This is a genomic window from Chamaesiphon sp. OTE_20_metabat_361 (genome assembly GCF_031364565.1).
In genome coordinates this window covers 1-12,984 of sequence record NZ_JANLWO010000306.1, presented here as the reverse complement: position 1 = coordinate 12,984, position 12,984 = coordinate 1, and the positions used below count along the sequence as shown (strand labels likewise).

Here is a 12,984-nt window from a genome sequence, read left to right as displayed (position 1 = left end):
CACCAACCAATCCCGATATACTTTTTCCCAGCGTTGCGGGACGAATTCGGGGGAATTTTGGTTGTCTAAATGCTCCAGACAGTTATCCGCCATCGGGCGAATTTTGACAAACCATTGAGTCGATAGTAATGGCTCGACAGGTACTTTGCCGCGATCGCTGTAAGGTACGGTATGCTTATAAGCTTCGATCTTAACTAAATTACCCAGTTCTTCTAATTTTGCGACGATATTTCGCCGCGCTGCAAACCGTTCTTGTCCGTTAAATTCGCCAGCATTCTCATTGAGAGTGCCGTCTTTATTCATAATATTAATTAACGGCAAGTCATGACGTTTACCCATTGCAAAATCATTCGGATCGTGAGCTGGAGTAACTTTTACACAACCCGTCCCAAATTCAGCCTCAACAAAATCATCGCCTACAATCGGAATATCGCGATCGAGAATCGGCAGTCTCACAGTTTTACCAATTAGATGCTTATATCTTTCATCCTTGGGGTTGACTGCTACTCCCGTATCTCCCAGCATCGTTTCGGGGCGCGTAGTTGCTACTTCAATATGCCCAGAGCCATCGCTTAATGGGTATCGAAAATACCACAAACTGCCATTAGTTTCCTTATTTTCAACTTCCAAATCCGACACCGCCGACTGTGAAGCCGGACACCAATTTACTAAATACTGCCCCCGATAAATCAGCCCATCTTTGTGCAGCCGCACGAATGCCTCTAATACCGCCGCAGACAACCCCTCATCTAGCGTAAACCGTTCCCGTGTCCAATCCGCCGAGACACCCATCCGCTTGAGCTGATTGACAATCGTCCCACCCGACTCCACCTTCCATTCCCAGGCTCGCTCTAAGAATTTCTCGCGTCCGACATCGTACCGTGTTTTACCTTCAGCCTTGAGCTGCTTCTCTAGAATCGTCTGTACCGCAATACTCGCATGATCCGTACCGGGAAGATATAGAGTATTGTCCCCACACATCCGATGATACCGAATCAGCGCATCAATTAGCGATTGTTCAAACGCATGTCCCAAGTGCAAACTCCCCGTCACATTTGGCGGCGGAATGACGATGCAGAAGGGTTTCCCACCTCTAGCCGGATCGACTTTGTAGGTTTGGTTTGTTTCCCAAATCTGCTGCCATTTGGCTTCGGTTGTCTTTGCGTCGTACTGGGGGGGAAGATTGGCTGTCATGGGATGCGTGATGTTGGCACTCTATTATAATTGTGCCATAGAGAAGGGAGTAGGAAATATGGATGATATGGATTTAGGAAAATTAAACCGCAGAGGCGCTGCGCCTCTGCGGTTAAAAAAAGAAATTAATCTTTCAAAGATCGCTTGTCGATCGTTTCTTAGATTACGATCGACTCGATGTAATTTCGCTATTTTTCCGCAGTGCAAACTTACGGCGGTAGCTAAATTGTCCGTAGACATTTACCAAGTAAGGCATCAAGTAAGTAATCGCTACCGAAATCCATCGATCGCTAGTCATTTCGCCGCGCGATAGTGCTATCCCATGATTGATAATGAATAGTAACGAACCAACCACCAAAGCTGTCTTTAATCCCGTAGATATAAATTCAGGATCGAATAGACTGGCTAGATATCTTTTGAGCATGGTGGCTAATTAACTAGTAATCGTCGATACCCTACCAAATGAGGGTAGCCCATAACTGTTCGTTGTGGACAAATTTACTGTAGTTCGCTCGTTTATTCTACTCCAATGGCAAATCGATTAGAACAAGTTTAATTGCACTGGCAAATCATCGCTAAATGGTGGTGGTAATGGCGCGATCGCAATACCCGATCGAGTAAAAAGATCGTGTAAATACCGCGCATTAATTGGCGATCGAGCCTCGATCGGGCAATGGACGAAGATGTACACTTGTGTGTCTCGTTCTAGCCATGTCTGAATCTGATTTGTCCACCCCTCTAACCAGATGTGATTTGCCGAGCGCACGGGATGAGAAATATACCGAATCAATGTAAAAGGGGCTGTCAAACTCAGCGCGAGCGGTACGCGGGGTTTTTTGCATTCGACGATCGCTTCCCCACTTTTAGCCGCCTCATAAATCGGTCTAGAATCAAGGATAACGCGACCGACACCCAATCTAGTTAATAACTCGTTCAAGCGTTCTTGGTGGGGCGATTTAAACCAATCTAGATGCCGAACTTCGAGCGCGATCGAGACATCCTGACGCGGTAGCTGGGCGAGAAAATTACTGAGATCGGCAAATCCTAAACTTGGAGAATAATTCGGTGGTAATTGAATAAACATTACCCCCAATCTGTCACCTAATTCCTGCATCTGAGTAATAAATGCTTGCGCCTGGAGTAGGTAAGGTTCGAGTAATCCATTGTGCGTAATCGCACGCGGAAACTTGAGGCAAAATTTGAATCCTGGTGGAGTTTGCGCGAGCCAGCGCTCGATTGTCGCTCGATCGGGAGTAGCATAAAAAGTGGTGTTGCCTTCGACAGCGGCGAAGTGACGGCTATAAACGCGCAAAAATTCTTGTGATGGTGTTTTGGGTGGATAAACTTCACCCATCCAACCTGGATAAGACCATACAGCACAGCCGATTGCAATTGGCATGATGATAATTAATAATTAATAGCCGATCGATGTAAGTGTTACTTACCTTAATTTTTAAAAGTGCTAGATTTGTTTATTACTATATGTGACTCGGATTTCTTCGATGAGATCGTAGAGGAGCGATTCAATTTTGATAATTGTTTGTCCTCTTTGCATTTCATCACCGAGCGATTTAGTCATATTTTCTGTCAGCCGTCGGCTGAGTTTGGCGCTATTGGGATCTTCTAGGATCTTGGTGAGGGCGGTATAGATGGATGCTGAGATTTCTTTGACGACCCGATCGATCGCTTGGGCGGGTAATTCGCCGATCCCTGGGAGTAGTTTGAGGTTGCGATAAGCAGGAGATTCTGACAAGGCTTTTTGAAATAGGTGCCGCAAAATTGCTTCTAAATCTGGTTGGATTTTGGGAATGACCCGGTAGACAACTATTTCTAACATTAGCTCGATCAAAACTTCAATCTCATTAATGTTATTTAGATCGATATGTGGTGTATTAAGATAGTGGCGAACCACTCTAGTTATCTGACCATCTCGAATTGCTCCTTGGGTTTGTTGCAATACTTCCATTACTACTGTCTCGGTTAGTTCATTAGCGATTTGTCCGACAAATAAATGATTGAGTTCTGACTTAATTAGACTGAGATTAATTAGCCTTGCTTGCTGTAATCGAATGATAACTGGAATAATTCGTAGAAATTGAGCGAAAGGTAAGATCAAAATCAGATCGTACCAGCGGCGGATAACTACCTGTTGCCAACTAAGTTGGCGATTGTGACGGCGGATAAAGAAAATTCGCCCGAGTAGTTCGCCAGCAAAGATACCGATAAAAATAATATCGATCTGCCAAAAGTCATCGACATAGTTACCAGATTCATTCAATCGCCGATAATAGTTGGTAACGAGTAATGGCTTAATTTGGCGATCGTAAAATTGAATTTCTTTATCCCAGCCTGCTTTAGTTAGATAAGCTTGACTCCAGAAGATAGCAAAGGCACCTTTTGCTGATTGATTTTGGACGCGATCGCGCACATCATTTTTGATTTTCTCTAAATTTCCAGTTTTACCAGCTACTTGAAACGGATTATTTTGAATCATACTCACGCTCAAAGTATCCAATTCTTGGAGCCAGCTTTGAGTCGGTGCAGAGGCTAATCCAGCTTGCTTGACTGTGAGTTTGAGTTGTTCGACCGCATTGAGATAACGTTCGGTTTCCCGATTGGGTTCGATCCCTTTAAAGCGATCGTATGTTTGCACGACGATCGGTAAATTGCGGAAGTAAAAATCGCGACAAGGAATATAAGTTAGGTCGAATATCGATACTACCAAGCCGATCGAGGCAATAATTGCCATCGATCTCTCAAACCACAAATTCTTGCGAGTAGTTGGTGCTAACACTAAAAGATATTACAAAATACACGGATCTATCCACTTATTTTAGAGTATTTTGGCTATAGTTATTAGGCAACCAGAGGGTTACACGATCGCTCAAATCAGCCCAATTTCACCGTCCCTCTCAACACCGAAAACCTCCAGCCTAATCCTTAACACTTACTCCACATGGCAATCGAGCAAAATTTTAACTGGAACAAGCTACAAAATGGCTCGGATATTCGCGGAGTCGCCCTGGAGGGCGTCAAAGACGAACGTGTCAATCTCACCCCGGAAGTTGCCAAAATCCTCGGCAGAGCCTTCGTGATGTGGCTCTCAGGTAAGTTAAATAAGCCCGGTGCCAAACTGATTCTAGCAGTAGGGCGCGATAGCCGCTTATCGGGGTCAGCACTGATGGAAGCGACGCTCGATGGGATTACCGATGCTGGGAGTCAGGCTCAAGATTTTGGGATGGCTTCGACTCCGGCGATGTTTATGAGTACGATTACGGCTGGCTTTGAGTGTGACGGCGCAATTATGCTTACCGCCAGTCATTTACCATTCAATCGGAATGGGTTGAAGTTTTTTACCGCGCGAGGTGGTTTAGAAAAGCAAGATATTAGTGATATTTTACAGTTAGCAGCTAGTAATAATTTTGAAGTTGCTGCCGTGAAAGGGGCGATTTTTCAGCGCGATTTTATGTCGGTATATGCCAACCAATTTGTCGAGCAAATTCGATCGAGTGTCAATCATCCGACTAATTTCGATCGACCTTTAACTGGGCTAAAAATTATTGTCGATGCGGGTAATGGTGCGGGTGGTTTTTATGCCGATCGCGTGTTGGCACCTTTAGGTGCAGATACGACTGGGAGCCAATTTCTAGAGCCTGATGGCACTTTTCCCAATCACGTTCCCAATCCTGAAGATCCGACAGCAATGGCGGCAATTTGTCAAGCTGTAATCGCGCATCAAGCTGATTTTGGCATTATTTTCGATACGGATGTCGATCGCTCGGCGGCGGTAGATAGCAGTGGTAAAGAACTCAATCGCAATCGCTTAATCGGCTTGATTAGTGCGATCGTTTTACAAGAATATCCCCATTCGACAATTGTGACTGATTCGATTACTTCTGATGGCTTGACCCAATTTATCGAACAGGATTTAGGTGGGGTTCATCATCGATTTAAGCGGGGTTATAAAAATGTCATCAACGAGTCGATCCGGCTGAATAATGAGGGTAAATCATCGTGGGTGGCGATCGAGACTTCTGGACATGCTGCGATGAAAGAAAATCACTTTCTCGATGATGGTGCATATTTAGTCAGTAAGCTATTAATCGAACTGGCAAAATCTAGATTAGCGGGTAAATTCTTGACAGATTTGATTGCCAATCTTCAAGAACCAGCCGAAAGTCAGGAGTTACGAATTAAGATCGCTACCGCAGATTTTCAAGCATATGGAAATGAAGTAATCGATCGAATGCAAACATTCGCAGCAAGTCAAACCGACTGGAAGATCGTGCCTAATAACTATGAAGGGGTTCGCGTTTCTTGTACTTCAGAGAGTGAATCTGGTTGGTTTTTATTGCGACTATCTCTCCACGATCCGGTGATTCCAGTCAATATTGAATCGAATGTAGCTGGTGGTGTCGATCGGATTAAGCAGCGACTGTTATCGTTTTTAAAAACTCAGCAATTGCTAGATTTGGGTGCTTTTTAATCTCGATCGTTAAATAATTTTGAGGGCAATGTGGAAAACTATTAGAGATGTAGCTAGTGCTGCCTTATCAATGACGATTTTAGGCATGACAACGATTTAAGTTTGTGTCGGGGGTTCATTTGTTAGGCTTTACTGGCTTTTTTATCCCTTCGATCGCCTGAACTCTATTGAGAATCTGTCGCGATCTCCGAACTAATTTGATGATTTATTACCTAACAATTCTTCGATCGCGGCTAAAGTAGCGGCGTCTAAATACTGTTTGTTATTGATGACTACCGATGATAGAAAACCGCTGACTAGCTCGTCTTCTAGCGACCATGCGACGTGACGATTTGCAATTGCTGCGGCGACGATCGTATTGACTTGAGCGGCTGAAAACTCGGAGTAATAGCTGAGCTTCTCGATCGCGGCTTGAGTATTGGCGATCGAATGACTGTTTACTAAATCTCTAATTAAGAATTCTTTATCGCGAACGGTAGCTAGCGTAATTTCGGGGAATTGTTCTTTACAGAAACTAGCTAATCGCTTATAGAAATAAATTTTTGTCTGCTTTCTATTATACCATTCAGCAAGCAAGAAGTCACTAAAGTCATCGTCATTTAGAGCAGAACAATAGTCTTTATCGCCAGTAATAAAATATAGATCTTCGCCTTCTGGTACTTCGTCGAGCAAGCACTCCCAGTTAATCGCATCACCTAATGAATTGTTCTTGCCCGGTGGATTACCAATGCTCATTCGCAGTCGCGCTCGATCGATTGTTGCTAGCGTCGGGACGAACTTTTTACCCAAACTAAATAAAGACTGAATAATTCGATCGGCTGTGAGTGTTTTGGTTTTAATATCTGCAAGAATCTTCTTGGTTAGCGAGACATGCGCTTGTTCGTAATGTTTGAGTGCGTCCCTAAGCAATTCAATTTCAGGATAATCTTCACACAGTTGCGGAAATTGCGGATTGAAAGTTTGAGTACGGAGTGATTTGATCGCACCATCGATCCGTTGTTCGCGGTTGCGATTGAACTCGTCAACAATTTGGTCTGTTAATAATAAGGTAATCTGTTGATTATCGATCGCTTCAATCAGCTTATGCAGTTGGGCTAAGTCTTCTTGATTGAGTGCATAAAAAGATAGCAGAATATTAGTATCGATAAAAAGCTGCATATCTCAAGGTGGTGAATGGTAAATAGTCAGTGTAAATATTTGAGGCAACCCCACAGGCGATCGCAGTGCCGACAGTAGCGATCGATCTGTCTGCATTATAGCAAAATCCCGATTCAGTGCCCCTCAGTCGGGCGAGGAATTATGGCAACGATCGGGTAAGACTGAGGGCTGGCAACTACAAGCTAGTTACTTAAACAGTTCGATATCTATAGCTTTAACTTTTTTGACGCCTCTGGGGGGTGTAAATTCAAAGGTTCGCTTAGATATTTTCACTTGCGGCTTACGACTAATGATTTGCTCAGATAGACTAATATTCATGCCATCAACTTTACCATTAAATTCAATTCTTTGAACTGTGGCTGTTTGGGGCTGAACTAGCACATCAAATATAAATCCTTCAGCCTTGAAGTTGTATGAATAGTTGTAAAAATCTTGTCCACCAACTTGCCGCTGCGATCCAACTAAATCTTTATACTGCGATGGTGGAATCGATTTGATAATATCACGATCGGTTCCTAATACGGACAACATTTCTTGTCGATCTGCTGCTGATATTGTCAAAAACATAGATGAAGATATGCCAGTCCACAACCAATCAGCACCCGATCTAAAGGCATCAAAAGTAGTCTTGGCATATTGACGGCGATCTGGTCGATAAATCCAGACATCTCGACCGTTAGAAACAATTGTATAGGTAGCCTTTGGGGTCGATCCAACTGGGGTAAATACTAATTGAGTTTGGAACTTATTGCCAATTTGTGCAATCGTTTTCACTTGGGCTGACATCTCGATCTTGACGCCTTGCTGCTCACCTCGAATTATCATCTGAGAATTAGTTTCAGTGCGATCGCTCTGCCAAAACACACCCACAGCTTTACTCAGTAAAGTCAAATCTGGGGTAGTTGCACTTGGAGCCTCTGGTACTTGAGTAGGAGTTGTAATCGTCGAATTTGATGGCGTTGCATCCGGGGTTTTTGATGGCTGGGTTTGAGTAGGGATTGTCGATTTTGGTGGTGGTGCCACCTCGGGTAAGACTTGTGATTGGCTGACACTTGTTAACCCAATCAGTACGGAACTAAAAATTGATCCTAGTAGTAATTTAGACATCTATATTTCGGGTAAAGGGGAAAGGGTAAAGGGTAAGAGGTAAGAGGTAAGAGGTAAGAGGTAAGAGGTAAGAGGTAAAAGGTAGGAGGTGAATCCTTATCTTTGTATATTTGTATAGTCCCCCAGTCCCCCACCCTGGTCAGTGAGCGATAGCCGAACTGCCCAGTCCCTCATTCTCCTAAATCTCCACTAAAATCCCCTTGCCGTCCCTTCTCCGCGCGGATCGGCAGCACCTTCGAGCCGTCCATCTGGCAGTTGTTGGATCGCATTCGCATTACCCCAGTAACCCCGCTGCTCGATCGAGTGTCCCCGGCGACGTAATTCTGCTAGAGTAGCTGGATCGAATCCCCACGGATCGACATTGACTTTATCTGGTGCCCATTGCTGGTGAACTCTCCCCGCAGCTACCGCCGCGCCGACATCCATCTTGTATTCGAGTACATTGAGTAAGATTTGCAGTACGGTAGTAATAATCGTACTCCCGCCCGGTGCGCCGACCGCCATCCGAAATTTACCATTTTCTGTGACGATCGTCGGTGTCATACTCGACAGGGGCGTTTTCCCAGGGGCGATCTCATTTTTCTTGCCACCAACTAATCCAAAGACATTCGGGACACCCGGAGCGATGGCGAAATCATCCATTTCGTCATTTAATAAAATTCCTGTACCCGGTACCACTACCCCCGCGCCAAATCGGTAATTCACGGTAAAAGTTAGGCTAACAACATTGCGCTGTTTGTCAACGATATTAAGATGGCTGGTGTCCAGCGATTCCGATGGCGTCTGGACTAATCTGTCATCGGGGTATCCCTTGTGGGTACCCGTAGCGATTTGGGTACCCACAAGGGATACCCCTACTCGATCGAATTGCTGTAATTCTTGACTGGTAGCTGGTTTGACTGTCGATGATGGACGCGCTCGATTCATCTCGATCTCCTGACGGCGTTTGGCGGCATAAGCTGGATTTATCAGCGCGGCTACTGGAATCCGGTTGAAGTCAGGATCGCCTAGATGCACCGATCGATCGGCATAAGCAATTCGCATCGACTCGATCGGCAGGTGCAGGGCATCGGGACTATGCCAACCCATCGCGGCTAGATCCGTACTCCCGATCGTATTGAGGATCTGCAATAAGTGGACGCCCCCCGATGAAGGGGGAGCCATCGAACAGACGTTGTACTGCCGAAATTTGCCGCACACAGGCGCTCGCCATTTTGGTTGATAGGCGCGGAGATCGGCGCGGGTAATTAAGCCCTTATTCTGGCGCATATCGCGATCGATCGCACTGGCGATCGTGCCAGTATAAAAATTCTGGGGATTGCGGGCGATCGAAATTAAGGTACGGGCTAAATCTCGCTGTACCAACCGCTCGCCCGGTTGCAAGGGTTTGCCATTACGCATAAAAATCGCTCTAGCTGCGGGATTAGTCGCTAATAGTTTCTGTTTCGATCTGGCTTGCTCTGCATAAATTTCACTGACATTAAACCCCTCTCGCGCCAGTCTAATCGACGGCGCTACTACCGTCCGCCAGGGTAACTTACCATACTTACGATGTGCGGTGGCTAGCCCCGCGATCGTCCCCGGCACTCCCGCCGCCAGATGTCCCTCCAGACTAGCATTCGGGCGCGGCTTGCCCTGGGCATCCAAATACATATCTCTCGATGCTTTGAGTGGTGCGCTTTCCCGAAAATCCAGCGACTCGATCTTCCCCCCCATCTGCGTCACCATGAACCCCCCACCGCCAATCCCCGCCGAGAAAGGTTCCACTACCGAAATCGCCAACGTCGTCGCTACAGCAGCATCGATCGCATTCCCGCCCTGCTGAAGGATCGCCACCCCCGCCTGCGTTGCCAATGGATGCGCCGATGTTACCATCCCATTCTGACTGCGCGTCGGTCGGGGAAATGCTGCAAAAACTGGCACAGAACTAGCTAGAATCAGAAACGAGCTAATCGTCAGCGTGTAACGGTAAAAATCTCTAAAAACCTTCACAATAATCTCTCTGCGCTCTAGTGTGCTGCTGCGATTGAAAAAACAGCATTGTAAAATTCACTATCCACTATCCACTATTCACCAGCCACTATCCACTAACTCATGACAAAACTAATTGTTGCCACCAGTAATCCCGGTAAATTGCGAGAAATGCAAGCATATTTGAGCGGTACTGCGTGGGAATTGAGCCTCAAACCCACCGAACTAGATGTGGATGAAACTGGAGCCACTTTTGCTGCTAATGCTGCTCTCAAAGCCTCAGAGGTGGCGATCGCGTTGAATGCGTGGACGATCGCTGATGATTCGGGACTCCAGGTAGATGCTCTCAATGGCGCACCGGGAATTTATTCGGCGCGGTATGCCGCTAGCGATCGAGAACGGATCGATCGCCTTCTCCAGGAATTAGCTAATTTTCCCGAACCGAGTCAAAGACAAGCCCAGTTTGTCTGTGCTGTAGCTGTCGCCCGTCCCGACGGATCGATCGTTGCCAAAGCTGAAGGTATCTGTCGCGGCGAAATTCTGACTTCAGCGCGTGGTGTCGATGGCTTTGGTTACGATCCGATTTTTTATGTCCCCGCCAAACAACTCGCCTTCGCCGAAATGTCTGTCGAGCAAAAACGCAGCATCAGTCATCGCGGCAAAGCATTCGCAATTATTACCCAAAAATTAACTGAAATCGCCAACGAATTTAGGCTTACCCCAAATCCTCATCCCTAATTACAGCACATTTGCAGCGAACTCATCCCCACCAAATGATGTGCGGCGCACAGCAAGTCGGTTTTGATAAGCGTTGGTTGCAGTTGAGTCAACTTCTGATGGCTCCTAATGCCGCAGGTAAGCGCAATTGTCGAAATTCCCATCGCTTGTCCGGCTAATACGTCCGCTTCGGTATCACCAATCATCCAGCTATGCTCCAACTGCTTGGTGCCGACTCGATGCTCTTGCATCGCACGCTTGAGGAGTTTAGTTTTAACTTCTGAATAATTTTGGTAGGCAGCTTGACGGCTAGCGGTGCCATAAATGTCCGCAAATAACTGTCCGAGTCCGTGTTGTTCTAGCATTCCGCTAGCTTCGTCACGATCGCGCAACGTCACCAAAATTAGCTTGGTGCCTTGGGATTTCAATAAACCTAACGCCCAAGTTACGCCTGGTTGGATCTTGTCTTGATGTAGCAAATCGCTACAGTTGACAATTTCGTCAACTCGTTGTAGGAAATAATCTGTTTGAGCGGCATTCAAGCCCGATTGCTGTGCGATCTCGCGATCGGGTGTGCGATTTTGTTTCATCTGCCAAAATTGGGCTTTGGTCAGTACCACCAAGTCTAGGACTGCGGCAGGGCGCGATTGTGGCGACAACAACTCACTGTAAAATTTAGCAGTATCGGTTAATGCCTGGTGATAGGTACTGTAATATCGGTCTGATACGTCTACAACTGGGCCATCAAAGTCGCAAAAGACAGTAAGAAGTTTGGATAAGCTACGGGGTAGACCTGGCATGGAGTTTTACTACCAGTGAAATTGTTTACGCAATATTTCTTAACAATAACAGCTTCTCGATCGGTTGTCATTGGTGTAAACACGTTCTAACGATCGGTAAAACTTATACTATTGAATAGCCGATCCGGACTATATGACAGTAAAGTAATCGAATTAATCATGATAAGTAGCTCTCCAGCATATCTAACACCGCAGACACACTGCCATTAATATTTCTTATTTCAGCTCCCCAACTTATGAAATTTACCGAATTCGATCGAGAAATGATGCACCGCTGTATCGAGCTGGCAAAAAAAGCTTGGGGAAAGACCGCACCAAATCCCCTCGTGGGTGCAGTTATCGTCAAAGATGGTGAAATTATCGGCGAAGGCTTTCATCCCGGCGTGGGGCAACCTCATGCGGAAGTATTTGCTCTAAGAGCCGCTGGATCGCGCGCCCGTGGTGCCACGATCTATGTCAGTCTCGAACCCTGCAATCACTTCGGCAGAACTCCGCCCTGTGCCGCAGCATTAGTGGCTGCGGGAGTCGCCAAAGTAGTCATCGGCATGGTCGATCCCAATCCACTCGTCGCTGGGGGCGGCATTGCCACTCTAGAGCAAGCTGGCATCGAAGTAATCGTTGGGGTAGAAACAGCCGCTTGTGAAGAGTTAAATGAGGGATTCGTGCAGCGGATCGTCCATCATCGTCCCCTGGGAATTTTAAAATATGCGATGACGCTCGATGGCAAAATTGCCACCGACAGCGGACACAGTACCTGGGTGAGCGGTGAATCTTCCCGTCATTACGTCCACCACCTCCGGGCGGGTTGCGATGCGGTGATTATTGGCGGCAATACTTTACGCAGAGACAATCCTTACCTCACCAGTCACGATCCGGGGGCACCCAATCCCCTGCGAGTGGTAATGACGCGAAAGTTGGATGTTCCCGTTGAGGCGATCTTATGGGATACCAGCGTCGCACCCACATTAGTTGTGACCCAGGACGGTGCCCAGCCAGATCGGGTCGCCTGTCTGCGCGATCGCGGCGTCGAGGTGTTAGAGTTAGAGACACTCAGCCCGCAGCTTGTCATGCAGCATCTCTACGATCGCGGATTTCTGTCGGTATTATGGGAATGTGGCGGGACATTAGCTGCTAGTGCGATCGCGACTGGTGCAATTCAAAAAGTCCTCGCTTTCATTGCGCCCAAAATTGTCGGTGGTAGTAGCGCCCCTTCACCCGTAGGCGATCTGAGTATTCAATCGATGTCGGCAGCGCTGGTGCTAGAACGCGTCAGCTATCAGCAAATCGGTACGGATATCCTCGTGCAGGGCTATATCAATAATTAACGTCAGAGTCCCACCGCCGATTAAAATCGGGGCTAGCATTGCAAAGTCCGCCTGTCTTGTCGTTTTCTTATTCGGCGGCGTTTTATGCGGGGGGAACCCCCGCATAAAAAACGCCAAGACGGGGGGAACCCCCGAATAAAAACGCCGCTGTCTTGATGCGCTAAACCCTCGGGGAACCCGAGGAGCGCGCATCGCTACGCGGACTGATTAACTAGTCCGCGTAGCG

General features: G+C 46.7%; 11 protein-coding genes. 3 read left to right on the top strand and 8 right to left on the bottom strand.

What is annotated here, in order from left to right:
* From valS to RMO35_RS09110, 4 genes are all read right to left on the bottom strand, one after another.
* On the bottom strand, positions 1 to 1,194 hold a 1,194-nt coding region (valS, locus tag RMO35_RS09125), incomplete at its 3' end, for a valine--tRNA ligase (RefSeq protein WP_309740421.1).
* A 163-nt stretch (positions 1,195 to 1,357) separates the two neighbouring features.
* Complete coding sequence (nrtS, locus tag RMO35_RS09120; protein WP_309740418.1) at positions 1,358 to 1,618, bottom strand: nitrate/nitrite transporter NrtS; 261 nt, start codon at positions 1,616 to 1,618, stop codon at positions 1,358 to 1,360.
* A 117-nt stretch (positions 1,619 to 1,735) separates the two neighbouring features.
* Positions 1,736 to 2,593 carry a DUF72 domain-containing protein gene (locus RMO35_RS09115; protein WP_309740416.1) on the bottom strand — a complete coding sequence of 286 codons (858 nt, stop codon included), beginning with the start codon at positions 2,591 to 2,593 and terminating at the stop codon, positions 1,736 to 1,738.
* Between the two features lie 63 nt (positions 2,594 to 2,656).
* The gene (locus tag RMO35_RS09110; protein ID WP_309740414.1) at positions 2,657 to 3,988 is read right to left on the bottom strand and encodes a hypothetical protein; all 1,332 of its coding nucleotides are present in this window, start codon (positions 3,986 to 3,988) and stop codon (positions 2,657 to 2,659) included.
* 162 nt (positions 3,989 to 4,150) lie between these two features.
* Between RMO35_RS09110 and RMO35_RS09105 the strand changes: the two genes are divergently transcribed.
* Complete coding sequence (locus tag RMO35_RS09105) at positions 4,151 to 5,680, top strand: phosphomannomutase/phosphoglucomutase (protein ID WP_309740412.1); 1,530 nt, start codon at positions 4,151 to 4,153, stop codon at positions 5,678 to 5,680.
* A gap of 192 nt (positions 5,681 to 5,872) precedes the next feature.
* Here the strand turns inward: RMO35_RS09105 and RMO35_RS09100 are convergent, their stop codons facing one another.
* The 3 genes from RMO35_RS09100 to ggt all read right to left on the bottom strand — a co-directional run bounded on the left by RMO35_RS09100 (position 5,873) and on the right by ggt (position 9,937).
* Positions 5,873 to 6,838, bottom strand: a complete 966-nt coding sequence (locus RMO35_RS09100) for a PIN domain-containing protein (protein ID WP_309740410.1) — start codon at positions 6,836 to 6,838, stop codon at positions 5,873 to 5,875.
* Between the two features lie 186 nt (positions 6,839 to 7,024).
* Entirely contained in the window at positions 7,025 to 7,945 is a 921-nt protein-coding gene (locus RMO35_RS09095) for a hypothetical protein (protein ID WP_309740409.1), read from the bottom strand.
* 189 nt (positions 7,946 to 8,134) lie between these two features.
* Entirely contained in the window at positions 8,135 to 9,937 is a 1,803-nt protein-coding gene (gene ggt, locus RMO35_RS09090) for a gamma-glutamyltransferase (RefSeq protein ID WP_309740407.1), read from the bottom strand.
* Positions 9,938 to 10,039: 102 nt separating this feature from the next.
* On the opposite strand from ggt, the gene rdgB reads away from it, so the two are divergent.
* On the top strand, positions 10,040 to 10,654 hold the full coding sequence (gene rdgB / locus RMO35_RS09085) for an RdgB/HAM1 family non-canonical purine NTP pyrophosphatase (RefSeq protein ID WP_309740405.1): 615 nt from the start codon (positions 10,040 to 10,042) through the stop codon (positions 10,652 to 10,654).
* On the opposite strand, the gene RMO35_RS09080 is transcribed toward rdgB, so the two are convergent.
* Entirely contained in the window at positions 10,651 to 11,433 is a 783-nt protein-coding gene (locus RMO35_RS09080; RefSeq protein ID WP_309740402.1) for an HAD family hydrolase, read from the bottom strand. The genes rdgB and RMO35_RS09080 overlap by 4 nt on opposite strands.
* A 236-nt stretch (positions 11,434 to 11,669) precedes the next feature.
* On the opposite strand from RMO35_RS09080, the gene ribD reads away from it, so the two are divergent.
* On the top strand, positions 11,670 to 12,758 hold the full coding sequence (gene ribD, locus RMO35_RS09075; RefSeq protein WP_309740401.1) for a bifunctional diaminohydroxyphosphoribosylaminopyrimidine deaminase/5-amino-6-(5-phosphoribosylamino)uracil reductase RibD: 1,089 nt from the start codon (positions 11,670 to 11,672) through the stop codon (positions 12,756 to 12,758).
* Positions 12,759 to 12,984: the final 226 nt, after the last annotated feature.